Raw genomic sequence first — 25,121 nt, 5'->3', positions numbered from 1 at the left:
TCTTTTAGATAGCATCCACCATATCGAAATATTGCTGAGCACTCATCTCATTTGTAGCTACGCGCGTCTTCAATCACACGCCCGTCGTTGGGCAGGCTGCCGGGGGTGGCGAACATCACATCGCCACGCAGTTTGGTCACGTCACGAATGGCTTCGCCAATGCGTTCGCCCAGGCCCTCGGGCGCCGAGGGCACCTCCACGTGTAGGGTCATGGTGTCGTTTGCCATTTCACCGGCCACCACCAAACGTGCACGGCCCGCTTCAGGAAAACGCTTCAACACTTCGGCCACCTGGCCGGGGTGCACAAACATGCCGCGCACCTTGGTGGTTTGGTCGGCACGGCCCATCCAGCCTTTGATGCGCGTGTTGGTACGCCCGGTAGGGCACTGGCCCGGCAACACGGCCGAAAGGTCGCCTGTACCGAAGCGGATCAGTGGGTAATCGGCATTCAGCGTCGTGACCACCAGTTCGCCCACTTCGCCCTCGGGCACGGGGTCACCGGTGCCGGGGCGCACAATTTCCACCACCACGCCTTCGTCCAGCACCAAGCCGTCACGGGCGCTGGTCTCATAAGCGATAAGCCCCAGATCGGCAGACGCATAACACTGGTATGCGGCCACACCCTGTGCGGCAAACCAGTCGCGCAGTGACGGCGGGCAAGCTTCGCCCGACACCAGCGCCTTGGTCACCGACGGCAACGGCCGCTGCATCTCTGCGGCTTTCTCCAGAATGATCTTCAAGAAGCTCGGCGTACCGATGTAGCCCGCCGGGGCCAGATCAACCATGGCCTGCACCTGCTGTTCGGTCTGGCCAGTGCCACCCGCAAACACGGTGCAGCCCAAGGCGTGGGCACCGGTTTCCATCATCGAGCCCGCAGGCACGAAGTGGTAGCTGAAGCAGTTGTGGATCAACTCGCCCGGCCGAAAACCTGCGGCGTACATGGCGCGCGCCATGCGCCAGTAGTCGCGCCGCGTGCCTTCGGGTTCGTAGATGGTGCCGGGGCTGGCAAAGATGCGCGGCATGGACGCGCCGTAGCCAATGGCGCTGAATCCGCCGAAGGGGTAGCCGGGCGAACGGGTAGCCTCGGCGCGCTGCGCTTGTTGGCGCGCCAGCAGTTCGTATTTCCGCGTCACCGGCAGTTGCGCCAGCGCTGCACGTGAATCAATGGCGTAAGGGTCTACGCCACGCAAGACGTCGGCAAAGGCCGGCGTCTCAATCTGCGCGTGCACCAGTTGCTGGCGCAGCGCAGACATCTGCTCCGCCTCGCGTTGGCTGGGCGAGCGCGCCTCTAAGTTGTCGTAGAAAGCAGTCATGCGCTTGTGCCTCAGGCCAGCCAGCGTTTGCGGCGTTTATAACTTTTGGCATCGCGGAAACTCTTGCGTTCACCGCTGCCCACACCCAGGTAAAACTCTTTCACGTCTTCGTTGCTGGCCAGGTCGCTGGCGGCGCCATCCATCACGATGCGGCCGCTCTCCAGGATGTAGCCGTAGTCGGCATAACGCAGCGCCATGCCGGTGTTTTGCTCGGCCAGCAAAAAGGTCACCTTCTCTTTTTTGTTCAGATCCTGCACGATGTTGAACACCTCTTCCACAATCTGCGGCGCCAGGCCCATCGACGGTTCATCGAGCAGCACCATGCTGGGGCTGGACATGATGGCCCGGCCAATGGCGCACATTTGCTGTTCGCCACCCGACGTATAAGCGGCTTGCGAAGTGCGCCGCGTTTTCAGGCGCGGAAAGTAGTTGTAGACCTTCTCCAGGTTGGCCGAAATCTCGCCCTTGCTGGTGCGGGTGTACGAGCCGGTCAACAGGTTTTCTTCAATGGTGAGGTGGGCAAAACAATGCCGCCCTTCCATCACCTGCACCACACCACGCCGCACCAAATCGGCGGGGCTCAAGTTTTCAATGCGGTCGCCACGCAGTTCGATCGAACCCTTGGTGACCTCACCGCGCTCGCCTTTCAGCAGGTTGGAGATGGCACGCAGCGTGGTGGTTTTGCCCGCGCCGTTGCCACCCAGCAGCGCCACGATGCCGCCTTCCGGCACGCGCAGCGACACGCCTTTGAGCACCAGGATCACATGGTTGTAGATGACCTCGATGCCGTTGACGTTGAGAACGATGTTGGTGTTGTCCATGGGGTGTCCATAACCAATGAGGGAGCCCACACCACCCCGCCGCCACAGCAGCCGGGTGATGCAGACACGTCTGAGTCAGCTCAAGACTGGCAATCCGCGACCTCGCGGCGCGTCATCTTTTTGTCGCCCAGGTACTTCTCGGCGCCAGCCTTCACCATGGGCTTCAAGATCTGCTCGTCAGCCTGGATGAAGTCCGAACTGAAGCTCCACTTCTGGCCGTCCCAGGTTTGCACACGCGCCCAGGTGGAGCCCATGTGGTCGGCACACGAGGTGCTGAGCGGGCGCATCACGCCGGCCAGGCCCAGTTCGTCCAAACGCTTCTGGTCGAGCGCCAGGTTTTCCAGGCCCCAGCGCACTTGCTCGCCGGTCATGACCTTGCCCTTGCCAAAGCGCTCTTGCGCGCGGCGCACGGCCTCAATAGAGAGCATCTGGATGATCACACCGCGCGTGTAGAGCACCGAACCGACTTCGTCCTTAGGCCCTGTGCCCTGCCCCTTGTCGTGCACGTACTTCAGGATGTCCTGGATCACCTTGGGCTGTGTGCCCGAGGTGTTGAGCGCCAACGCGTTGTAGCCCTTGGCGCCTTCGCCCACGTCTTTCACATCAGGCTCGGCACCGGCCCACCACACGCCATACATCTTGTCGCGCGGATAACCCGTGGCTTGGGCTTCTTTCAGCGCGGTGGAGTTCATCACGCCCCAGCCCCACAACAACACGTAGTCAGGGCGGCTTTGGCGCACTTGCAGCCAGGCAGATTTTTGCTCCACGCCGGGCGCGGTCACCGGGATCATCTGCAGCTCAAAGCCGTGCATCTTGGCGCGCTCTTGCAGCAGCGGAATCGGCTCTTTGCCGAATGGCGAGTCGTGGTACACCAAGGCAATCTTTTTGCCCTTGAGCTTGTCCAGGCCACCTTCTTTTTTGCCCAGGTGCTGGATCAGAATGTCGGCGCCCGTCCAGTAGCTGCCCATCAGCGGGAAGTTCCACTTGAAGGCCATGCCGTCTTGTGCCACCGACAGGCCATAGCCCAGCGTGAGCAAAGGCACTTTGTCGACCGGTGCCTTCTCCGTCAATGCGAAAGTGATGCCCGTCGCTTGCGGGTCGAACAAGGCCACGCCGGGCCGGCCCTTCAGGCGTTCGTAGCACTCCACACCACGGTCGGTGGCGTAGCCGGTTTCGCATTCTTCGTAGGTGAGCTTCACACCGTTGACGCCACCATCGCGGGCGTTGATCAACTTCAAATAATCTTGCTTGCCGTTGGCCCACGGCACACCGTTGGGCGCATACGGCCCGGTGCGGTACGACAACAACGGGAAGAACTGCTCTTTGGCCTGCGCCCACGCGGGCGTGCTGAGCATGGCAGACGCACCTGCCGCCACGGCGGCCACGGCAAGCACCAGCTTGCGTAAGTGTTGAAGCTTCATTTGTCTCTCTCCTTATGTTTAGAACCTACCAAACGACCCGACTTGCATCAATGAGGGAACGGCCAGATGCGCAGCTTCTGCCGCCCAATGGCCCACAGCTTGGCCAGGCCGTGCGGCTCCACAATCAAGAACCACACGATCAGCCCGCCGAACACCATCAGCTCGGCATGCGACACCGTGGCCGTGGACATCTCCACACCAAAAAGCGATGCGATGGCGGGCAGCAACTGGCTCAGCACCACCGGCAGCACGATGATGAAAGCCGCGCCAAAAAACGCGCCCGAGATCGAGCCCAGGCCGCCGATGATCACCATGAACAACAGGCGGAAAGACTGGTCGACCGAGAACGCCGCAGGCTCCCACGCCCCCAGGTGCACAAAGGCCCACAAGGCGCCCGCCACCCCCACGATGAACGAGCTGACGGCAAACGCCGTGAGCTTGGCGTACATGGGGCGAATGCCGATGACGGCGGCCGCCACGTCCATGTCGCGAATCGCCATCCACTCGCGGCCAATGGCGCCACGCACCAGGTTCTTTGCCAGCAGAGCGATCACCGCCAACAGCACCAGGCAGAACAGATATTTGCTGACCGCGCTTTCAATCGGCAGGCCAAACACCTGCAAACTGTTGACCGACACCGAGCCCGAAGTCGAGTCGTTCACAAACCACTTGATGCGCAGGAACATCCAGTCGCTGAAGAACTGCGCTGCGAGTGTGGCCACCGCCAAATACAAGCCCTTCACACGCAAGCTTGGCAGCCCAAACAGAATGCCGAATGCCGTGGCACATAAGCCCCCCAGAATCAACGCCGGAATGAGCGGCATGCCGGGCACACGCACGAAGAAGTTGTAGGCGCCGTAAGCCCCCACTGCCATGAACGCGCCCGAGCCCAGCGAGATCTGCCCGCAGTAGCCCACCAAAATGTTCACCCCCAACGCGGCCAAGGCCATGATGAGGAAGGGAATCAAGATGGCACGAAAAAGGTAGTCGCTGGCGAACGCTGGCACGACGATGAACGCCACCGCCAGCAGCGCCAGCATAGCCCAGCGGTCTTGCGCAATCGCGAAGATCTGCTGATCCGCGCGGTAGCTGGTTTTGTATTGGCCGTTTTCTCTGTAGAGCATGTTGTGTGCCTCTTGTGTTCAAACGCGGTCGATGATCTTTTCGCCGAACAAGCCCTGAGGCCGTATCAACAAAAAGCCAAGTGCCAACACATACGCAAACCAGATCTCGATACCTCCACCCACCAATGGGCCGAGGTACACCTCAGACAGCTTCTCGCCCACGCCGATGATCAGGCCGCCGATGATCGCGCCGGGTACCGAGGTGAGCCCGCCCAGGATCACCACCGGCAAGGCCCGCAGCGCCACCGTGGTCAGCGAAAACTGCACACCCAGCTTGCTGCCCCAGATCATCCCGGCCACCAGCGCCACCACGCCCGCCACACACCACACCACCACCCAGATGTGGTTCAACGGAATGCCGATGGACTGCGCGGCCTGGTGATCGTCGGCCACGGCCCGCAGTGCACGGCCGGTGGTGGTTTTCTGGAAAAAGATGCTTAGCGCAATCACCAGCGCGGCAGCAATGGCGGCGGCAATCACGTCTTCTGGGTTGATCAATACGCCGCCTTGGAACACACCTTCCAGCACAAAGATCGGGTCTTTGGGCATGCCGATGTCGATCTTGTAGATGCTGCTGCCAAACAGCGTCTGGCCCAGACCTTCGAGAAAATAGGTGATGCCCAAGGTGGCCATGAGCAACGTGGCGCCCTCCTGGTTCACCAGATGGCGAAGCACCAGTTTTTCAATCGACCAAGCCACGGCGAACATGATCACGCCGGCCACCGCAAACGCCAGCACGTTGGCCAGCCAGACCGACGTGATGCCCGTCCATTCGGGAATCCACAGCGCGAAACGCGCCATCGCCAAAGCGGCAAACAGCACCATTGCGCCTTGCGCGAAGTTGAACACCCCCGAGGCTTTGTAGATCAACACAAAGCCCAGCGCCACCAGCGAATACAACATGCCGGCCATCAAGCCGCCGAGCAATGTTTCTAGAAAAAATGCCATGGCTGTGGTCCTTAATGGGAAGTGCCTAGGTAGGCGCGGATCACGTCGGGGTTGTTGCGCACTTCTTCGGGTGTGCCGTCGCCAATCTTCTTGCCGTAGTCGAGCACCACCACGCGGTCGCTGATGTCCATCACCACGCCCATGTCGTGCTCGATCAACACCACGGTGGTGCCAAACTCGTCGTTCACGTCGAGCACGAAACGGCACATGTCTTGTTTCTCTTCGACGTTCATGCCGGCCATGGGCTCGTCGAGCAGCAACACTTGCGGTTCCATCGCCAAGGCGCGCCCCAAGTCCACACGTTTTTGCAGGCCGTAGGGCAACTGGCCCACGGGCGTTTTGCGGTAGGCCTGGATCTCCAGAAAGTCGATGATGCGCTCCACCACTTCGCGGTGGCGAATCTCTTCGCGCTCGGCCGGGCCGATGCGCAGCGCTTGCCAAAACAGGTTGCTTTTAATCTTCAGGTTGCGGCCGGACATGATGTTGTCCAGCACACTCATGCCTTTGAACAGCGCCAGGTTCTGGAAGGTGCGGCCCACGCCCATTTGCGCCACCTGGTGGCTGTTCATGTGGCTGAAGGTCTTGCCGCGAAAGGTGATCTTGCCGTCTTGCGGCGCATACACGCCGTTGATGCAGTTGAGCATGGAGCTTTTGCCCGCGCCGTTGGGGCCGATGATGGCGCGGATCTCGTGCTCGCGCACGCTGAACGAGATGTCGGTGAGCGCATTCACGCCGCCGAAGCGCAAAGAGATGTTGGCCACGTCGAGGATCACATCGCCGAAATGGCGGCGGTCTTGCGGCGGTGGCGCGGCTTCAGCAATGACATGGGCAGAGGCGTTGGTCGTCATGGTCCAGGGCTCGGTGACTGCATTCATGGGGTTCACGCTGCCGCTTTCACGGGGGCAAAGGTTTTGGTGTCGCCAATCGCCAGCGTGGCGCTGACGCTGCCGCTGCGGCCATCTTCAAACTTCACTGCCGTTTCAATGTACTGCGAGGCCTTGCCGCCGTACAGCGCATCCACCAGTGGTTGGTACTTCTCGGCAATGAAGCCACGGCGCACCTTGTTGGTCCGCGTGAGCTCGCCGTCGTCGGCATCCAGCTCTTTGTGCAGCACCAGGAAGCGGCTGATCTGCGACCCGGCCAGCAAAGCATCGCTGGCCAGGTCGGCATTCACCTTTTCAATGCACTCTTGGATGAGTTGATAGACCTCGGGCTTTTGCGCCAGGTCGGTATAGCCCGCGTACGGCAGGTTGCGCCGCTCGGCCCAGTTGCCCACGGCGTCGAAGTCGATGTTCACCATCACACACACACGCTCGCGGCCATCGCCATAGGCCACCACTTCCTTGATGTGTGGGAAGAACTTGAGCTTGTTCTCCACGTACTTGGGCGCAAACATGGCGCCGTCGTTGGCACCGCCCTTGATGCGGCCCACGTCTTTTACGCGGTCGATGATCTTCAGATGGCCGCTGGCATCCAGGAAGCCGGCGTCGCTGGTGTGGTACCAGCCATCGGCGGTCAACACCTCGGCGGTAGCGGTGGGGTTCTTGTAGTAGCCCTTCAGCAAACCGGCGGACTTGACCAGGATTTCGCCGTTCTCGGCCACCTTGATTTCAACGCCGTCGATGGGAATGCCCACGGTGTCGGCACGCGCCTGGTTGTCGGGCTGCAGGCACACAAACACGGCGGTCTCGGTAGAGCCGTAGAGCTGTTTGAGGTTGATGCCGATAGAGCGGTAGAAGGTGAACAGGTCGGGCCCAATCGCCTCGCCTGCGGTGTAGGCCACCCGCACGCGGTTGAAGCCCAGGCTGTTGCGCAGCGGGCCGTAGACCATCAGGTTGCCTGCGGCGTAGAGCAGTCGGTCCAGCGCACCCACGGGCTGGCCATCCATCAAGGCGGGGCCCACACGTTTCGCCAGATCCATGCCTTTGCGGAACATGAGGCGCTTGATGGCGCCCGCGTCTTCCATGCGGATCATCACCGCCGTCAGCAGGCCTTCAAACACGCGTGGCGGCGCGAAGTAATAAGTGGGGCCAATTTCCTTCAGGTCGATATTGATGGTGCCCGCGCTCTCGGGGCAATTCACCACATAACCACAGGCCAGCCACTGCGCGTAACTGAAGATGTTTTGCCCGATCCACGCCAGCGGCATGTAGGCCAGCACTTCTTCATGGTCGGTCAGGTTGTCGAACTTGGCGCCAGCGGCGGCGCGGTCAAGCAAGGTGCGGTGGGTGTGCACCACGCCCTTGGGGTTGCCGGTGGTGCCAGAGGTGAAGAACATGGCGGCCACATCGTCGGGCAATACCTTCTCTACCGCCGCAGCAAAAAAGCCGGGATGTGATTTGGCAAAGGCCTCGCCGCGCTCGACCAGCGCGTCCATCGACATCAAGCCCGGCTCGCTGTAGTTGCGCAGGCCGCGTGGGTCGTCATACACGATGGTGCCGAGTTGCGGGCACTGCGTGCGAATCTCCAGCAGCTTGTCGACCTGCTCCTGGTCTTCGACCATCGCAAAACAGACGTCGGCATTGTTGATGGGAAACACACATTCAGCACCCACCGCATCTTGATACAGCGGAATGGGAATGGCGCCGAGCGACTGCGCGGCCAGCATGGTGGCGTACAAACGCGGGCGGTTGGCACCGATCACCACCATGTGTTGCCCGGCGGTCAAGCCCGACTGCGCCAGGCCACAGGCCACACGCTCCACCAGGCTGGCCATTTGCGACCAACTGTGGACTTGCCAAATGCCGTACTCTTTTTCGCGCATGGCGGGCGCTTGGGGGCGCTCTGCAGCATGGCGGAGCAAGAGGCCGGGAAACGTCGTGTGCATTCTGTCTCCTTCTGGACTGGTCGCCAAAAGCGGGAAACCGCCGCTTGCGCCATGTCGTTTGAAGGCGACTGTAAATTCGACTTTGACGCCGCGTTGTCATTTGAACGACAATTTAAGGGTGACTCCTCCCCAGGACTTACCCTCCCCGCCGCTGCCCTCTCCTGCTCCGCGCCACACGCGGGCGGGTGGCGCTACGCCCGCTGCCGAACTGCCGCTGCACCAGCGCAAGCGGCCGCCCACCGCCGATGAGATTCGCGACATTCCGTGGCTCAAAGTGCTGCAGCCGCCGGAACGCGAACGCGCGTTGCAAGAGCTATTGGTGGGCGACGCGCTGGCAGGCGACTACGTGTGCCGCGTGGGCCGTCCGGTGACGTATTGGTTTGGTGTGGTCGATGGTTTGCTGAAGATGAGCAGCGACAACGCCCACGGCCAAACCATGACCTTCACCGGCATTCCACCCGGCGGCTGGTTTGGCGAGGGCACGGCGCTGAAGCGCGAGCCCTACCGCTACAACATCCAGGCGCTGCGCAAAAGCACGGTGGCCGGTTTGCCGGTGGACACCTTCCACTGGCTGCTCGACCATTCCATTGGTTTCAACCGCTTCATGATGAACCAGTTGAACGAACGCTTAGGGCAGTTCATTGCCGCGCGCGCCATCGACCGCATGCAAAGCCCCGATGTGCGCGTGGCGCTGAGCCTGGCATCACTCTTCAACCCGGTGCTCTACCCCGGTGTGGGCGAGACGCTGCGCATCACGCAGCAAGAGTTGGCTTACCTGGTGGGTTTGTCGCGCCAGCGGGTGAACGAGGCGCTGAACGTGCTGCAGGAGCAAGGCAGCATCCGCATCGAGTACGGCGGCGTGCGCGTCCTGCGGTTGGATGCGCTGCTCAATGCTGCGGATGCGGCTGAGGGGAATGGGGGTTAGCGTCCTCTCGGTGGAAGGACTAGGCATCGCTCGCGCCTGCCTGCTTGATGAGATGCCAAGCATCTTTAAAGACGGCCATTTCTGATGCGGCAACCATTACGGCCAAGTTTCCGAGCTTTCTCTGACCGCCTGTCTTTATCAGAGGGCGAGTGTGCTCTCTCACAAGAGCAGCTCGGTAGAGCCTGTTGGCTTCGTCTCGGGGCAAAACGTAGAACGACAGGTGTTGGAAATCCAGAGACCCATCGTGGGAGTGCTTGGTGCCAGCCTTCTTGTCGAGGTTCACAAAGACAACAAAGTCGGATACGAATTTCGACTTCTCAAGCTCTTGCTCACCGGAACATTGCGTCATATAAACCCAATCCGGTGATGGGTTGTAGCCCGTTTTCACTTGGATAAGAAGTTTGCGCGTTGGATCAGGCGTATCAACGATCAGATCACTGCCCGCAAAGTTGGCCCGAAGGCCAGCCGTGTTGTAAGCAGGAATCCCATGCATCCAGCACTTTGCAGCTACGCATGCTTCACCGATGCGGCCATGTGACTGCTGCTTGCGAATCTCCAATCTGCACTCCCTTTACGATGCCTAACGTTGAAGGCAAGCGGCGCCGCAGGCGTCCGACTTGGCTGCCCAGTTAGCCCACCTCATTTGATCGCCCCCGGCGCCGGACCAACGTCCATACCGTCGTAAGACGCCAAGGAAAATCGTTCCGCCAAAGAGTAAAACTGGCTGTTGCGCGCGTGTAAGGACGCAGGAGTATGCGTCTCTACCTTTTCAACGTGGAGTCGATAAAGGGGCGGTCCCTCAACTTGATCTAGATTCACGAGGCGATACCCAGAACTTTCAAGTTCGGAAGCCGCCCTTTTCAACTTCTCCGGATCTGAATCGAAGAAAAAGTATCCCCACAACAATGGGCCATCCACGTTCCACTTTGTCTTGGCGCGAATGCTGGAGAACATTTCCTCCAATTGCCCGAGTTGAATTCTGCTTGATGGTTGTGCCAAGGATGAAAATGCTCCGACCGTCAAAACAAGGGCTAAGAGAACGCAACGGGTTCGGCTTGTCATTGTCATAAGACTAACGCTCGCGGTAAGCCGCGCCGGAGTGCGGAGCACGGAGGGCACCCGCAAGCGGAGCTTGTAGGCGTCGACTTGACCAACCAGTTAGGCGGGAATGCAATGCAAATGGCTTAGGCAATGGCCTCATGCTTGGCCCTTTTTTAGATGAGGAAAGTTCAATCGGACAAGTTCTGTAATGAAGTTTGTATAGAACTGCTGCGGCATTGATCTCCAGATCTCATGAGCAAATCGGATGCGAGACATCCTGCCCGCCATAACCAAGGCCAGCATGGCCTCATAGCCTTGGCATTTCACAAAGAATCTGAGCATGTGATCGCCGAAGTAATAGAACTCATCCTCTGGGACGCCGCGATTGCGCGCGTCTTCATGCAGCAAACCAAATAAGTATGACCACTCATCTTGATCATCACCTTGCTCGGCTCCGAGGGGTAGTGCTAAATCGGGGCGACCATTGAACTGCGCATGAATTTTCCGGTGACAGTCTCCGCAAAGGCTGATTCCATTGCCAGTTTTGAGCGCACCCCAAGGATATAGCGTCTTGCGAACGATGTGGTGAGCCTGAACGCGCTTAAGGCTCCCGCAATTAATGCAACCCCCTCCGTCTCTACAGCGGATGAACTTGCTCCAGAGGCGTAGTGCCCATTTGCCGGAACTTCCGCGTGCGACCGCTCTTTCGAGGGCCTCTCGATGTTTACGAAGCTCTGCAATGGATTCTTCTTGAGGTTGCATGCGGAGTGTCGCCAATTAGGCCTAACGCCGAAGCTCACCGGACCGAAACCCGGAACGAAGCGGAGAGGATCCCGGTCGGCTGGATCACATTGTTGCATTGAATATGGCGGCGTGCGCGTCCTGCGGTTGGATGCGCTGCTCCATGCTACGGACGTCGCCGATGGCGGCACTGCTTAGTTAATTAAACAGTCGCAAGCTGCTCGCGCATGCTTCTGATCACGCTGGCGTAATCCGGCTTGCCGAAGATGGCGCTGCCGGCCACAAAGGTGTCGGCACCGGCCGAGGCCACGCTGGCGATGTTGTCGATCTTGATGCCGCCGTCCACTTCCAGGCGAATGTCGCGGCCGCTGGCTTCGATGCGTTTGCGCGCTTGCTCGACCTTGCGCAACGCCGAGTCAATGAAGCTTTGACCACCAAAACCGGGGTTGACGCTCATGATCAAGATCAGGTCGAGGTCCTCGATCACCCAGTCCAGCACATCCATGCTGGTCGCGGGGTTGAACACCAGCCCGGCCTTGCAGCCCTTGGCCTTGATGGCTTGCACGCTGCGGTGCACGTGTTCGGTGCCTTCGGGGTGAAAGCTGATCAGGTCTGCGCCAGCATCGGCAAACGCGGCGGCCAAGGCATCCACGGGCTTGACCATCAAATGCACGTCGATCGGCACGGGCGTGCCATCGGCCTGCTTGGCGTGCGGCTTGAGCGCGCTGCAGATCATGGGACCGAAGGTCAGGTTCGGCACGTAATGGTTGTCCATCACGTCGAAGTGGATCCAGTCGGCACCGGCCTGGATGACGTTTTGGACTTCGTCGCCGAGGCGGGCGAAATCAGCCGACAATATCGACGGCGCGATGCGGTATTGGGTAGAAGCTTTTGTCATGAAAATACTCGTGGGATCTGGTTCTAATACCAGCAGCCTGTTCACATAGCGGAATGCAGCCGAGCCGCGCGCCTACAAAAATCCCGACCAGGCACTGGTAAAACTGCGGATTGCGTATCCTTGCAACTAGTCTTGCAAATACCCTGCATTTTCGCAGGATGCCCCATTTTAAGAACGCACCCATGTCCAAATACCAATTCGACGTTGAAGTGCTTTCGGCGTACCTGCCCGAGCAGTCTGCTCCGGCGCACGCACATTTCGCTTACTCGTACACCATCACCATCACCAACCGTGGCGACGTCGCCGCGCAGTTGATTTCGCGCTTCTGGCACATCGTCGACCAAGAAGGCGGCATTCAAGAAGTCAAAGGCCTGGGCGTGGTGGGCCACCAGCCCTTGCTCAAACCGGGCGAGGCTTTTCAATACACCAGCGGCTGCGTGTTGCGCACCGCCTTTGGCAGCATGCAGGGCCACTACTTTTGTGTGGCCGAAGACGGCGAACGCTTCGAGGCGCCCATTCCACCGTTTGTGCTGGACGCTTCAACCGCCCCTCACGACGCCGATGCGCCCGCGTTCCCCGCCGCGCGCAATCTGCACTGAATGCCACTGCATGACATTGACCCTCGCATGACCAAAGGCCTCAATCCGCTGAGCACGTTTTTCTCGGCGCTGGATCCGCACGCCCCGCTGACCCAACGCAACCTCTGGTTGATCCAGGCGGTAGCCTGGATACGCGGCCCCAAAGCCGACCCCACACAAGCGCTGGAGCGGCTGCAAATCTTCATCGACACCGTCTCGGCCGACCCTGTCCTGGCGCTGCGCCTGCAGCAGTGGTGGCGCGTGTTGCTGGCTTCGGTCGACGTGACCACCCTGCTGGCCGACTTTGGCTTTGCCCCGCGCAGCGCCTTCATCACCGAAGTGGGTGAACGCCTGCGCCGCAAGCTGCTGCCCAGCACACCCGACACCATCGACGCCAGCGAGCTGTTTTCGCTGGTGTTCAACCACCCCGACGACGCCCGCTGGCTCGGCGCCATTCCCGACACCCAAGCCACGGCCCTGGCCACGCTGCTCACGGGCTCTGCCGACCATCTGTCGCTGGCCGGACGCAACACCGTGCTCGATGCCATTGCCTACTGCACCACCCAAATGCAGGCGGCCGGGTTCTCATCCGAGCTGCGATTGCGCATGAGCGACAAAACGTTGGCCACCCGCCCATTCCACATGCTCGACGTGGATGTGCAGGCGCTGCGCGACACCCTGGGCCACACGCCGGAACACGAAGCCGCGCTGGCCCAGATGGTGCAGCGTTTTCGCGCGCGGCTCGACGCCTGCCGGCACGCCGCCGCGTCGGTCTACGCCCACCTGGAAGAAAACGGCATTTCGGTGGGCATGGTGTTTCGCCTGCGGCAAATGCGCGAGCGCGTGTTGCGCATCCGCGAGTTGTTGGAACTGGTATTGCCCGCCAGCCCCGGCCCCGTGGCGGTGCGCTTCTTGGCCCACATGGCGATGCTGGGCCGCGACCGCAGCAGCCTGCGAGCGCTGGTGCGGGCCAACTCCACCCTGCTGGCCACCAAGGTGACCGAGCGCAGCGCCGAAACCGGCGTGCACTACATCACCCGCGACACCAGCGAATACCTGAGCATGCTGCGCAAAGCCGCAGGCGGCGGCGCCCTCACCGGCCTGACCACGCTGCTCAAGTTCATGGTGGGTGCGCTGGCGCTTTCGGCCTTCTGGAACGGCTTCTGGCTGGCCATCGTTTACGCCGCATCGTTTGTGCTGATCCAACTACTGCATTGCACGCTGGCCACCAAGCAGCCCGCCATGACGGCGCCCGCCTTGGCCGCCAAGCTGAAGACTCTGTCCACGCCGGGAGCGGTGTCGGAGTTTGTCGACGAGGTCAGCCACTTGGTGAAGTCGCAAGTGGCCGCCGTGTTGGGCAACGTGTTCATGGTGTTCCCGGTGGTGCTGGCCATCAGCGCGGCCTGGCAATACTTCTTTGGCCACACCATGATCAACGCCCAGACGGCGCACCACGTGCTCGACACGCTGGACATCCGCAGTTGGGCGTTGCCCTTTGCGGCCTTCACCGGCTTGTTGTTGTTTGCGGCCAGCATCATTGCCGGCTGGGCAGAAAACTGGTTTGTGCTGCACCGGCTGGATTCGGCGCTGCGCTACAACCCGCGTATCACGCGTTTTCTGGGCCCGGCCCGCGCCGCGCGCTGGTCGACCTTCATGCGCGAAAACATTTCGGGCTTTGCCTCGAACATTTCGCTCGGCTTCATGCTCGGGCTGGTGCCAGCGTTTTCCACCTTCTTTGGCCTGGGACTGGATGTGCGGCACGTCACGCTTTCCACAGGCCAACTGGCCGCCGCCGTCTCCGCCATGGGCTGGGACGTGCTGGGCAACCACCAACTGTGGTGGTGTCTGGCGGCCATTCCGTTCATTGGCGCGCTGAACTTGATCGTCAGCTTCTTCTTTGCGTTCCGCGTGGCTTTGCAAGCGCACAGCGTGGGCCGCACCGACCGGCTGCGCATCCGCTCTGCGCTGTGGGCACGCTTCAGGCGCGAGCCACTGAGCTTCCTGTTGCCGACCAAGCGTCGATAGCGACGCTGACAGAACCAACAGGTTCACCCCGCGCTGGCCGCCAGGGTATTCCCTGGTGGCAACTTGCGCACACGCTTTGTAGGTCTTTGCCTGCAAACACGGCGGCAACCGAGTCCTAGAATGGTTCCGCACACTCAAACACTTTTAATCGGTAAAACCGTCGATGAAACCTTCCTCTACCGGTCCGGCTTCATCAAGCCCTGTGCTGACCCCAACTGCTACGCCCGTCACGCCCCGTGAAGACCAAGAGGCTGAGGCGCTGAAAGCCCTGCGCAGCCTTTTCTGGGCCGCGCAGGAAGACTATCGGCAGTTGGAGCAGGCCACGGGCTTGTCCTCAGCAGAAGTGCGCGCCCTGACTTTGGTGGCCCAGCACCCTGGGCTCACGGTGTCATCCCTGGCGTCGAAGATGCGACTCAGCCTGCCGTCCATCAGCAACATGCTGCGCCACTTGGTGGCGTCGGGGTTGGTCACGCGCACGCGACTGGAGAAAGACCAGCGCACCGTGCTGCTGCACGCCACACCCCAAGCCCAAGCGCAGTTGTCGCAAAGCCGGGGCGGTGGTAGCGGGCTTTTAAAAACGCTGATAGACGAACTCGACGACACCGGGCTTCAACAACTCAACGGCGGGCTGCAAGCCATGCTGCAACGCCTGGGCGGGCAAAAGATCGATGCCGATCCGCTGCCGGTCACGGCCCTGCGAGAAGGCGATGTGCTGCACAACAGCCCGCCTCAAAAGGACTCCACGGATGAATGAATTTTTGGCTTTCTGGACCCAAGGCGCTGCGCCCACCGCAGGCTCGGCCACCGTGGCGTGGTCGTTGTTGTTGGCGGTTGCCGCCGTGGTGGGTTATTTGGTACGCCGCTACACCGGTTTGCCCAAAGTGGCGGGTTACTCCATCGTGGGCGCAGCCGCCGGGTTTGTGGGCTTTACCGGCGTGGCGTGGCCGCTGCAAGGCACGGGTTTGTTTTTGCTGGAACTGGGCATTGCCGTGGTGCTGTTTGAAGCCGGCGCGCGCATTTCGCTGCGCTGGTTTCGCCACAACCCCATGGTGCTGGTGCAAAGCCTGGTCGAATCGGCAGCCACCTTTATCGCGGTGTATTGGGTGCTCACGGCCTTTGGCCTGGAGAACAGCCTGGCGCGCATGCTCGCCATCGTCAGCATCGTGGCGTCGCCCGCCGTGTTGACGCGCGTGGTCATGGACTCCAAAGCCTCCGGCCCGGTCACCGAACGGGCCATGGCCTTGTCAACGCTGAACACGCTTTACGCGCTGACGCTGGGCACCGCCACGGCGGGCATGGAAGCGCCGCACGCCGACCTGCTGGCTACCATCTACCCCATCGTGCGCGTGTTTGGTGTGTCCATCATGGTGGCGGCCCTGGCCACCTTTGCCATGCGTTCGGCGCTGCGCGTCATGAGCCCGTCGAGTGAAAACACCTCCATGCTGCTGCTGGCCTTGATTGCCGCAGGAGCGGCAGGCGCGGCGTCGCTGGGTGGCTCCGCAGCGCTCACCGCGTTGTTGACCGGCATGCTGCTGAAGCAACTGCACGCACGCCCATGGATCTGGCCGCGCCAACTGGGCACGGCCGGCGCCATGCTCACCATGCTGATGTTTGTACTGGTGTCCACCGCCGCCGCACAGGCACCGTGGCAACAAGCGGCGGTGATCGTGGCGCTCACCCTGGTGGTGGTGCGTGCAGCGGCCAAGGTTCTGGGGGTCACCGTCGCCAGTTTTGGCAGCGGGCTCAAGCCCAAACAAGCCCTGTGGGTGGGCTGCGCCATGTTGCCCATGTCGTCTGTCGCGCTGTTGTTGATCTCGCTGTTCGCCGGGGCTTCGCCTGAGTTTGCACCGCAGCTCACCAGCATTGCGCTGCCCGCAATTTTGTTGATGGAGGTGTTGGGTGGCTTTGTGGCCACGGTGGCGCTGACGCGTGCGGGTGAAGCCGCACGGCCGTGGACTTCCGGCCCATCTTCGCCCTCTGCATCCAACAGCAACCGTGGAGACTTGTCATGAGTTTGGGACCCTTTGGAAAGTCGGCCGCGTTGTCGCTTGGCGTTGAACTGGAGTTGCAACTCGTCAACACCAACGACTACGACCTGGCCCCCTACGCTGACGACATGCTGCGCCTGATGGCCAAGCACAAGCTGCCGGGCAGCGTGGTGCCCGAGATGACGTCAAGCATGATCGAGATCTCGACCGACGTCTGCCAATCGGCCAGTGATGTGCTGTCGCAGCTCACGCCGCTGCGCGATGCGCTGGTGCAAAGCGCCGACAAGCTCAACATCGCCATCACTGGCGGCGGCACCCACCCGTTCCAAATGTGGCACGAGCAGCGCATCTACGACAAGCCGCGCTTTCGCGAGCTGGAAGACCTGTACGGCTACTTGTCGAAGCAGTTCACCATCTTCGGCCAGCACGTGCACATCGGCTGCCCCGATGCCGACAGCGCGCTGCTGATGCTGCACCGCATGTCGCGCTACATCCCGCATTGCATTGCACTCTCGGCCTCGTCGCCGTATGTGCAGGGGCAGGATACGGCGTTTGACTCGGCACGGTTGAATTCGGTGTTTGCGTTTCCGCTCTCGGGCCGCGCGCCGTTTGTGCTGCAGTGGTCGGAGTTTGAAGCCTTCTTCGACAAGATGACGCGCACCGGCGTGGTCAAAAGCATGAAGGACTTTTACTGGGACATCCGCCCCAAGCCCGAATACGGCACGATTGAGATTCGGGTGTTCGACACACCGCTCACGGTAGAACGCGCCGCCGCACTGGCGGGCTACGTGCAGTCACTGGCGCATTGGTTTCTGGAAGACCAGCCCTTCATCCCCACGGAAGACGACTACCTGGTCTACACCTACAACCGCTTCCAGGCCTGCCGCTTCGGGCTGGATGCGGTGTATGTGGACCCGGTCACTGGCGAACACATGGCGCTGCGCGACCACATCCAATACACCATGGGCCAGATCGAGCGGCATGCCCAAGCCGTGGGCGCCACGCAGTCCATCCAGTTGCTGAAAAACGACGTTGCGCGCAACCAGAACGACGCCCGTTGGCTGCGCACGCGCCAAAGCCAGGAGCAGTTGCTGGCCGAGGTGGTGCGGCTGTCGTCCAAGCTCTTTCGCGGAGCGAAAAGCTAGCCCAAACCCCGCCCAGCAAGACAAAGTAGCCCGCTATCATGTGGGCTTCTTTTTTCTCGAAGGGCACCAATGGACTTCCTGCCAAATTGGCCTCTTGAGAGCAACCTGCTCCTGTTCTTCGGCTTCTTGCTGTTTTGCGGATCTATTGGCGGCTACCTGGCTCACCGCTGGCCCTGGCTGCCCAGCATTACCGGTTTCATGCTCGTCGGTTTTATTGCCGGCCCCAACGTGCTGCACTTGGTCAGCCATGAAGCCTTGGCCAACTTTCGCGTCATCATCGATGTGGCGCTCGGCCTGATCCTCTACCGCTTAGGGTTATCGCTCGACGTGAAGGCCTTGGCCAAAGACCGTTCGGTGCTCATCATTGCCGTGGTCGAAAGCGCATTGACGTTTGTGTGTGTGTTCTACGGCCTGAGCTTTGTCGGCATCACCGGCTTGCCTGCGGCGGTGATCTCGGCGATTGCCATCTCGTCGTCGCCTGCGGTGTTGATCCACGTGGCGCACGAACTCGGCGCGGCCGGCCCGGTCACCGAGCGCACCAAGTCGCTGCTGGCACTGAACAACGTATTAGCCTTTGCGGTGTTCTCTGCCCTGTTGCCCGGCCTATACACGCAGTCGGGCTCGTCGATGGGCACCACCATCATGGCGCCGCTGTACCAGTTCTTCGGCTCGGCCGCGTTGGGTGCTGTGGTGGGCTTTGCCTTGCACCACGCAGCGCGGCGCACCAAGGACGCCAAGCAATACCAACTGGCACTGGTGGTGGGCGCGGTGTCGCTCACGCTGGGTGGTTCGATGCTGCTGAAGCTGTCGCCGCTGTTTGCGCCCCTGGTGCTGGGCGCCGTGGTACGCAGCATTGAGCGCGGCAACCTCATCGCGGATATCGAATTCGGCCCCTCGTTCGAGCTGTTCTTCATTGTGTTGTTCGTCAACGCCGGTGCTGGTTTGCATGTGGCCGAGATGATGAATTACGCGGCCGCTGCGGGTGTCTTTTTGCTCGCCCGCGCGGTCGCCAAGATCGTGGGCGTCACCGCTACCGGCCTGGCCTTTGGTTTGCCGAATCGCCAGGCGCTTGCCACCGGGCCGCTGCTGCTGCCCATGGCGGGCCTGGCGATTGGCCTGGTCAACACCATGACCGATCTGTTCCCCAAAGAGGCCGCCATCGTGGGCTCAGTGGTGTTGGCAGCGGTCGCCATCTTGGAAACCATTGGCCCGCCGATTGCCTCACGCGCGCTGCGCAGTTCGGGTGACAAGCTGGGCGTGCACAACGACAGTTCCGTGACCGACCACGGCCCTACCGCCCACACCGAAGGCACACCGGCAACGTCAGCCACCACCGCACACTGATTTTCTTCATTCCCCGGCGGCCCAACCTCTGTTGGGCCACCACACACCGTAGACACCAAACCCACCATGGGTGAATTTGACCTCATCGCCCGCTTCTTCACCCGCCCCGTGCGCGACGCCGTGCTCGGCGTGGGTGACGACTGCGCATTGCTCGCCCCCAAGCCCGGCACACAGTTAGCCATCTCCAGTGACATGCTGGTCGAAGGCCGCCACTTCCTCAGCACCGTAGACCCTGCACGTTTAGGCCACAAGGCGCTGGCGGTGAACTTGAGCGACCTGGCGGCTTGCGGCGCGAAGCCACTGGCCTTCACCTTGGCGTTGGCTTTGCCACGCGCCGAAGAAGCCTGGTTGGAACCGTTTTCACGCGGTCTGCTGGCGCTGGCCGATGAACACGGCTGCGAGCTGATTGGCGGCGACACCACGCGCGGCCCACTCAACATCTGCATCACCGTGTTTGGCGAAGTGCCCAAAGGAAGTGGTACCACCCAAGCCCTGTTGCGCAGCGGCGCGCGGGCGGGCGACGACCTGTATGTGAGCGGCACGCTAGGCGACGCACGCCTGGCGTTGGAAGTGTTTCGCGGCACCGCATCAATCCCTGAAGCGCTGTTCCAACAAGCCCGTTTGCGCATGGAGCAACCCACGCCGCGCGTCGCCCTCGGCATGGCTTTGCGCGGCATTGCCAGCGCTGCAGCCGATGTGAGCGATGGCCTGCTCGGCGACCTAGGCCACATCCTGCGCGCATCCAACGTAGGTGTGCAGATCAACGCTGAAGCCGCATCAAATTTAGTAGCTGTCTGCGCTCACCCAGATTGCGTAGAAGGCCTTTTTTCCTTTGAGCAGAAGCTCAGCCTGGCGCTGGCCGGTGGCGACGACTACGAACTGGTGTTTACCGCCCCCGCCACCGCACGCGAAGCGGTGTTGGCCGCCGCTGCACAGGCCAACACACCGGTCACCCGCATCGGCCAAATCGAAGCCGCACCGGGCGTGCGTGTGGTCAACCGTGACGGCGCCCCCGTGGCCCAACAGTTTGATTCGTTCGATCATTTCAAGTGAGCTTTGCCATGCCTCAGCCTGACGCCACCGCTATTGCCGCCACCATGCGCCAGATCTTTCGCCAAACGCGACACATCGCCGTGGTAGGTTTGTCGCCCAAGCCGCACCGCGACAGTTTTTCGGTGTCGGCCACCATGCAGCGCCACGGCTTTCACATCGTGCCGGTGAACCCCAACGCCACGCAGATTCTGGGCGAAGTGGCCTACCCCACCCTGACCGCTGCAGCTGCGGCACAACCGATGGATAAGCCCATCGACCTGGTGAACTGCTTCCGCAACAGCGCCGACATTCCGCCCATCGTTGACGAGGCGATTGCCATCGGCGCCAAGGCCATTTGGCTGCAGCTCGGCATCTGGCATGAGGAAGCGGCAGCCAAGGCCGAAGCCGCCGGCCTGCTGGTGGTGCAGAACCGCTGCATCACGGTGGAATACGCGCGGCTGTCGGCCCAGGGTGGTTTGTAATCTGCGGGTTTGGCGTGGCGCAGCGACCGTTTTCTTTCAGCCGCCGGCAATGGCACCGCTGGAGCCTGGGCGCCATGGCGTTCACCAGCCTGGCGGGCTGCACGGCGTTTGACACGCCTGCCGACCCACACAAGCCGGTCGAAGGCGAGCCCACATCCGGCGGAGAAATTGCGCAGTCGGACATCAACCGGATTGCCACGCTCGGCATGCGGGACAACTTTGCCAGCCTGATGCGCCTGGCCGACAAGCTGTACCGGCGCAACCCGGCCGAGTGGCGTAAGACCAGCCTGAACGGCGTGACCAGCCGTGAAGAAGCGCTGGGCCAAATCCGCGCGGCGATGGAGTCTCGCCTGCCGTGGACAGAACTCAAAGGCCAGCGCGACATCAAGGCGCTGGCCCTTGCGCTCTCGCCCGACTTCAGTGGCGACCGCGTGGCCGCCTTCATCGTCGCCAATGCCGACATGCTGGTGACCGCACACGGCGGCAAAACCTCGTTTTACTTGCTCGACAGCCTGGACGCCCAGCACCTCTACAACTCCGCGCGCAACATGGAGATTGCGGCGTGGATGCTGTCCAACCGGCGCAACGCTGCGGGCCAGCCGCTGCTGCTGGCCGACGAGATCAACGCGCAAGACCGCAATCTGAGTTTCGAGCGCGAGTTTGGCAAGATCATCGGCCGGCTCGACCTGCTGGCCGCCGCCGTGACCGAGAAGTACCGCCGCGCCGTGATCACCTATGTGCAGAACATGGTGGGCGGCGTGTTTCTGCAGTTTTTACCGGTGCGCTGACCGGCCCATTTCTACCCATCATTTCCAGCGGCTGCCAAACGGAACCAAACCGCGCCAGTAGCGAATCGTCAGCCAGCCGCCCAGCAAACCACCCAAGTGCGCAAAGTGCGCCACGCCGCTCATCGTGCCAGTCACACCCAGGTACAGCTCCAGCGCGCCGTACAGCAGTACAAACAACCACGCAGGCATGGGAATGGGCGGGATCAGCGGCGTGATCTTGCGGTACGGAAACACCATCGCAAAACCCAACATCACACCAAACAAACCGCCCGACGCACCAATCACTGGCGCACGGCTACCCAACACACCGTTGATGACCAACTGCAGCCCCGCCGCACCCAACACACTCGCAAAGTAGAAGGTGGCAAAGCGGCGTGGGCCCCACACTTCTTCCAGATCGCGGCCAAACATCCACAGGCCGAACATGTTGAATGCCAAGTGGGTCAGCCCGCCATGCAAGAACGCGTAGCTCACCACCTGCCAAGGCATGAACAGGCCGGAATTCAGCGGCCACAGCGCGAACCATTGGGTCAACAGGTTGCCCATGAACTGGTCGAGAAAAAACGCCAACACGTTGACGACGATCAAGGCTTGGGTAATGGGTGGCATAGGCTAGATGAAAGAGATGTAAACGAATTCGATGGCCGTATGTTGCATGAAGTTGGAGGGACGGCAGGGAGAGTGTCCCATTACGCGCTCGTGTCAAACCCGTTAATCGCGCCGCCCCGCAGCGCGCAAAGCCAGTTCAACCCGGCTTCGGGTGTGCAGCTTTTCCATGATGCGGCTCACGTAATTTTTAACCGTACCCTCGGCCAAAAACACGGTGGCCGCAATCACCTTGTTGCTTTTCCCCTGGGCCAACAAATCCAAAATGCGTTCTTCCTTGGCGGTCAATGGTTCATCCAATGCAGGCTTTGCCGTTGCATGTGCCGGTGCAGACACCGACATGTCTTCTGAGCTTGGGACAGGCGCCAGTGCAGATGGTTCCGCAGAAGCGCGATTCGCCACAGTTCTGAACTGATTCAAAACCTTACGCGCAATGGTGGGCGACAGGCGGGATTCACCTCGGTGCACGGCACGGATGGTGTCCAGCACCTCGGCCTCTGCCGCGTCCTTGAGCAAATAGGCTTGCGCCCCGGCTTGGATGGCGTCGAACACCAACTCGTCATGGTCAAAAGTGGTCAACACCACCACCTTGGTGGCCGGCAATTTGGCCGTGATCTCGCGCGTGGCTACCACGCCGCTGGCGCGTGGCATCTGCAAGTCCATCACCACCACATCGGGCTGCGTGGCCAGCGCCTGGTCAATAGCATCCAGGCCGTCGGCGGCTTGCCCCACCACCACAATGTTGGCTTCAGCGGCGAGCATCATCGCCAGGCCACGGCGGATCAGCGGCTGGTCGTCCACGATCAGCAGGCGTAGCGCCGGAGGTGCGGTTTCATCAAGAACCATGGCCAATCTCACTTTCTCAGCACGTCGCGAGGCTCTCCGCCTTTGGTTACACAACAAGACACATGCCCTTGTTTCAGGACGGCAGCGGCGCCAAATAATGGCGCCACAACAACGTGCATGTGTACCAGCGTAACCCACAAGCCCTTTCCCCTGCCAGTGACCAATGACACTTTTTGATGACGGCACCGCCACGCTGCGGCCCGTGACGGCGGCCCCTATCGTGAAAGAGCGGCGCGGCCTGTTTCGCAATTTCAACCCACGCTTTCAGCTCGCAGCCGCCATTGGCTGGGCCATTGCCTGCGTGACCCTGCTGTGTGCGTTTGCGGCGGCATTTGTGGCGTCATACGTAGCGGAAAATCGGGTGCGCCACGACACCGAACAACTGCTCACCCAATACGCCACGCAGGCACGCCATGCCGTGGCCATGCAACTCAGCACGCACACGTCCATTTTGCAGGCCACCGCAGCACAGATCGTGGCCTCTGCCGACCGTGGGGCAGACGCTTTGAGCCTGCATCTTCAGGCGGTGCGCGCCGAGTTTCCAGACTTTGCCTGGCTGGGTGTGGCCGATGCACAAGGGCGCGTCATGGCTGCCATCGGCCCGCCGCTGGAGACGGACTCTGTGGCGCAGCGGGCCTGGTTTCAGCAGGGCCGAACGGCGGCCACCATTGTCACGCCCACCAACGGCGTGGCACAGGGTCTGGGGCCGATACCTAACGCGAGCCCGCTCTCTCCACAGATCGTGACGCTGGCGGTGCCGATCACCCACAACGGCGGCCCGAATGTTGAGGGCCATCCGGGAATGAATGTTGGGGTGAACGTGGGAGTCTTGGGCGCACATCTGTCCCAAACCTGGTTGGGGCAACTGCGCGCGCGTTTGCTCACCCAATTGACCACCAACCGCGCGCTCGAATTGTTTTTCACGGCCGAAGACGGCACGGTGATCGCCGGCCCCGTGGGGTCCATCGGCAAAACCATGGCGGAGGTGCGCGCGCGCGATACCGACAACTGGCTCGAAAGCCGCAGCGCGGCCCAAGACGCCACAGGGCGGCCCAGCATGCCGCGCTGGAATGTGGTGGTACGAGAGACCGCCTACACCGCCCTGGCGCCTGCGCGCGGCTTGCGCAACACGGTCTTCACCGTCGTGCTGCTGTCCGGCATGGTGGGGGCAGTCATTGCCATTTGGCTGGCGCACATCCTAACCCGCAGGCTGGGCGCACTGGCCCAGCAGACCAGCGCCGTACGACGCGGCGAGCGGCAGAACATCAGCCCACCCACCGGGCGTGACGAGGTGCATCAGATCGGCACCGTTTTGGCCGACACCATCCACCAGCTCCAGCAGGAAAAACACGCCCTGGCCGACTTGAATGCCGCACTGGATGCTCGCGTGGCCGAGCGCAGCGCGCGCATCGAGCGTCTGGCTGACGAAGCCCGCGCCGCATCCTTGGTGCGTGAGCGTTTACGCATTGCACGCGAACTGCACGACACCCTGGCCCACTCTTTGATGGCGCTGCTCACACAGATACGCCTGGCGCGCAAACTGCGCGACCGCATGGCCCCGCATGAGCTGGACGAGGAACTGGGCCGCGCCGAACAGGTGGCCGCAGACGGCTTGACCGAAGCCCGAGCCGCCATCACCGAGATGCGCCACAACGGCGCAGGCGAGATTGGCCTTGGCAATGCGCTGCAAGACCTGCTGAGCCGCTTCTCCGGGCGCAGTGCGATAGACGCGCAGCTGCATGCAGACCCGGTGGTGGCCCAATTGGCGGGCGACCGCGCCGAGACCATCTTCCGCATCGTCGAAGAAGCGCTGCGCAATGTGGCACGGCACGCACAAGCCAGCCAGGCGTTGGTAGTTCTTACGCAGAGAGTGGCCCACTCTCCCGATCTATCAACGTTGAGCGCCACGATGTGCGTTGAAATCTCAGACAACGGTGTGGGCTTCGACGTTCGCCAAAAGCACCCTGGCCACTATGGCCTGAACGGGATTCACGAGCAGGCCGCTTTACTCGGCGCTCAGTTGACGATTGAAAGCCGTGCCGGACAAGGCACGCGCATCCGGCTCGAATTCGCCCTTTGAATCGCTTGGCCCATCTGCCCCCCGTTCACATCTGCGGCCAGTGGCATACACATCGTGACCAAGCGCATGCAGCACTCATGACCTTCGGCACTGTTGTGCCAGTCCCCGCATTTCTACAGTCAAAGCCATGGACTTCGAAACCACCGCC

Annotated in this window: 24 protein-coding genes; 11 read left to right on the top strand and 13 right to left on the bottom strand. The window is 61.6% G+C overall.

The window, feature by feature from the left end:
• Nucleotides 1-47 precede the first annotated feature (47 nt).
• The 7 genes from ACPWMG_RS02800 to ACPWMG_RS02770 all read right to left on the bottom strand — a co-directional run bounded on the left by ACPWMG_RS02800 (nt 48) and on the right by ACPWMG_RS02770 (nt 8,454).
• Nucleotides 48-1,313: a phenylacetate--CoA ligase family protein gene (locus ACPWMG_RS02800; protein WP_483303147.1), complete on the bottom strand. Its 1,266-nt coding sequence runs from the start codon at nt 1,311-1,313 to the stop codon at nt 48-50.
• A gap of 11 nt (nt 1,314-1,324) precedes the next feature.
• A complete protein-coding gene (locus ACPWMG_RS02795) occupies nt 1,325-2,134 on the bottom strand; it encodes an ABC transporter ATP-binding protein (protein WP_483303146.1) in 810 nt (269 codons plus the stop codon).
• 80 nt (nt 2,135-2,214) lie between these two features.
• The gene (locus ACPWMG_RS02790) at nt 2,215-3,555 is read right to left on the bottom strand and encodes an ABC transporter substrate-binding protein (RefSeq protein WP_483303145.1); all 1,341 of its coding nucleotides are present in this window, start codon (nt 3,553-3,555) and stop codon (nt 2,215-2,217) included.
• A 47-nt stretch (nt 3,556-3,602) separates the two neighbouring features.
• Nucleotides 3,603-4,679, bottom strand: a complete 1,077-nt coding sequence (locus tag ACPWMG_RS02785) for a branched-chain amino acid ABC transporter permease (protein WP_483303144.1) — start codon at nt 4,677-4,679, stop codon at nt 3,603-3,605.
• 18 nt (nt 4,680-4,697) lie between these two features.
• A complete protein-coding gene (locus tag ACPWMG_RS02780) occupies nt 4,698-5,627 on the bottom strand; it encodes a branched-chain amino acid ABC transporter permease (protein WP_483303143.1) in 930 nt (309 codons plus the stop codon).
• Nucleotides 5,628-5,638: 11 nt separating this feature from the next.
• Complete coding sequence (locus ACPWMG_RS02775) at nt 5,639-6,475, bottom strand: ABC transporter ATP-binding protein (RefSeq protein WP_483305164.1); 837 nt, start codon at nt 6,473-6,475, stop codon at nt 5,639-5,641.
• Nucleotides 6,476-6,507: 32 nt separating this feature from the next.
• The gene (locus ACPWMG_RS02770) at nt 6,508-8,454 is read right to left on the bottom strand and encodes an AMP-dependent synthetase/ligase (protein ID WP_483303142.1); all 1,947 of its coding nucleotides are present in this window, start codon (nt 8,452-8,454) and stop codon (nt 6,508-6,510) included.
• 208 nt (nt 8,455-8,662) lie between these two features.
• On the opposite strand from ACPWMG_RS02770, the gene ACPWMG_RS02765 reads away from it, so the two are divergent.
• A complete protein-coding gene (locus ACPWMG_RS02765; RefSeq protein WP_483305163.1) occupies nt 8,663-9,379 on the top strand; it encodes a Crp/Fnr family transcriptional regulator in 717 nt (238 codons plus the stop codon).
• 19 nt (nt 9,380-9,398) lie between these two features.
• On the opposite strand, the gene ACPWMG_RS02760 is transcribed toward ACPWMG_RS02765, so the two are convergent.
• From ACPWMG_RS02760 to rpe, 4 genes are all read right to left on the bottom strand, one after another.
• The gene (locus ACPWMG_RS02760) at nt 9,399-9,938 is read right to left on the bottom strand and encodes a hypothetical protein (protein ID WP_483303141.1); all 540 of its coding nucleotides are present in this window, start codon (nt 9,936-9,938) and stop codon (nt 9,399-9,401) included.
• Nucleotides 9,939-10,018: 80 nt separating this feature from the next.
• Nucleotides 10,019-10,378, bottom strand: a complete 360-nt coding sequence (locus ACPWMG_RS02755; RefSeq protein WP_483303140.1) for a ribonuclease E inhibitor RraB — start codon at nt 10,376-10,378, stop codon at nt 10,019-10,021.
• A 198-nt stretch (nt 10,379-10,576) separates the two neighbouring features.
• On the bottom strand, nt 10,577-11,182 hold the full coding sequence (locus ACPWMG_RS02750) for an HNH endonuclease (RefSeq protein WP_483303139.1): 606 nt from the start codon (nt 11,180-11,182) through the stop codon (nt 10,577-10,579).
• A 181-nt stretch (nt 11,183-11,363) separates the two neighbouring features.
• Nucleotides 11,364-12,059, bottom strand: coding sequence for a ribulose-phosphate 3-epimerase (gene rpe, locus ACPWMG_RS02745; RefSeq protein WP_483303138.1), 696 nt, complete (start codon nt 12,057-12,059; stop codon nt 11,364-11,366).
• A gap of 182 nt (nt 12,060-12,241) precedes the next feature.
• Here rpe and apaG point away from each other — a divergent pair, with 182 nt between their 5' ends.
• The 9 genes from apaG to ACPWMG_RS02700 all read left to right on the top strand — a co-directional run bounded on the left by apaG (nt 12,242) and on the right by ACPWMG_RS02700 (nt 21,441).
• Complete coding sequence (apaG, locus tag ACPWMG_RS02740; RefSeq protein WP_483303137.1) at nt 12,242-12,658, top strand: Co2+/Mg2+ efflux protein ApaG; 417 nt, start codon at nt 12,242-12,244, stop codon at nt 12,656-12,658.
• A gap of 27 nt (nt 12,659-12,685) precedes the next feature.
• Nucleotides 12,686-14,662, top strand: coding sequence for a site-specific recombinase (locus ACPWMG_RS02735; protein ID WP_483303136.1), 1,977 nt, complete (start codon nt 12,686-12,688; stop codon nt 14,660-14,662).
• Between the two features lie 202 nt (nt 14,663-14,864).
• Complete coding sequence (locus ACPWMG_RS02730; protein ID WP_483303135.1) at nt 14,865-15,416, top strand: MarR family winged helix-turn-helix transcriptional regulator; 552 nt, start codon at nt 14,865-14,867, stop codon at nt 15,414-15,416.
• Nucleotides 15,409-16,674: a cation:proton antiporter gene (locus ACPWMG_RS02725; protein WP_483303134.1), complete on the top strand. Its 1,266-nt coding sequence runs from the start codon at nt 15,409-15,411 to the stop codon at nt 16,672-16,674. Before ACPWMG_RS02730 ends, ACPWMG_RS02725 begins: the two co-directional genes overlap by 8 nt.
• Nucleotides 16,671-17,795, top strand: coding sequence for a YbdK family carboxylate-amine ligase (locus ACPWMG_RS02720; protein WP_483303133.1), 1,125 nt, complete (start codon nt 16,671-16,673; stop codon nt 17,793-17,795). The genes ACPWMG_RS02725 and ACPWMG_RS02720 overlap by 4 nt, the downstream gene beginning before the upstream one ends.
• 69 nt (nt 17,796-17,864) lie before the next feature.
• Nucleotides 17,865-19,139, top strand: a complete 1,275-nt coding sequence (locus ACPWMG_RS02715) for a cation:proton antiporter (RefSeq protein ID WP_483303132.1) — start codon at nt 17,865-17,867, stop codon at nt 19,137-19,139.
• Nucleotides 19,140-19,205: 66 nt separating this feature from the next.
• Nucleotides 19,206-20,192 (top strand): thiamine-phosphate kinase, encoded by a 987-nt coding sequence (gene thiL, locus ACPWMG_RS02710; protein WP_483303131.1) that lies wholly within the window; start codon nt 19,206-19,208, stop codon nt 20,190-20,192.
• Nucleotides 20,193-20,200: 8 nt separating this feature from the next.
• On the top strand, nt 20,201-20,653 hold the full coding sequence (locus tag ACPWMG_RS02705; protein ID WP_483303130.1) for a CoA-binding protein: 453 nt from the start codon (nt 20,201-20,203) through the stop codon (nt 20,651-20,653).
• A gap of 74 nt (nt 20,654-20,727) precedes the next feature.
• The gene (locus ACPWMG_RS02700) at nt 20,728-21,441 is read left to right on the top strand and encodes a hypothetical protein (protein WP_483303129.1); all 714 of its coding nucleotides are present in this window, start codon (nt 20,728-20,730) and stop codon (nt 21,439-21,441) included.
• Nucleotides 21,442-21,459: 18 nt separating this feature from the next.
• Here the strand turns inward: ACPWMG_RS02700 and ACPWMG_RS02695 are convergent, their stop codons facing one another.
• Nucleotides 21,460-22,050 (bottom strand): rhomboid family intramembrane serine protease, encoded by a 591-nt coding sequence (locus tag ACPWMG_RS02695; protein WP_483303128.1) that lies wholly within the window; start codon nt 22,048-22,050, stop codon nt 21,460-21,462.
• 102 nt (nt 22,051-22,152) lie between these two features.
• On the bottom strand, nt 22,153-22,893 hold the full coding sequence (locus ACPWMG_RS02690; protein ID WP_483303127.1) for a response regulator: 741 nt from the start codon (nt 22,891-22,893) through the stop codon (nt 22,153-22,155).
• 163 nt (nt 22,894-23,056) lie between these two features.
• On the opposite strand from ACPWMG_RS02690, the gene ACPWMG_RS02685 reads away from it, so the two are divergent.
• Nucleotides 23,057-24,973: a sensor histidine kinase gene (locus ACPWMG_RS02685; protein WP_483303126.1), complete on the top strand. Its 1,917-nt coding sequence runs from the start codon at nt 23,057-23,059 to the stop codon at nt 24,971-24,973.
• Nucleotides 24,974-25,121 lie beyond the last annotated feature (148 nt).

This window comes from Hydrophilobacter chitinilyticus (genome assembly GCF_049860745.1).
In the GTDB taxonomy this organism is placed as follows: domain Bacteria; phylum Pseudomonadota; class Gammaproteobacteria; order Burkholderiales; family Burkholderiaceae_C; genus Rhodoferax_B.
Note: the sequence above shows the minus strand (reverse complement) of the source record. Positions and strands in the feature narration are given on the sequence as shown.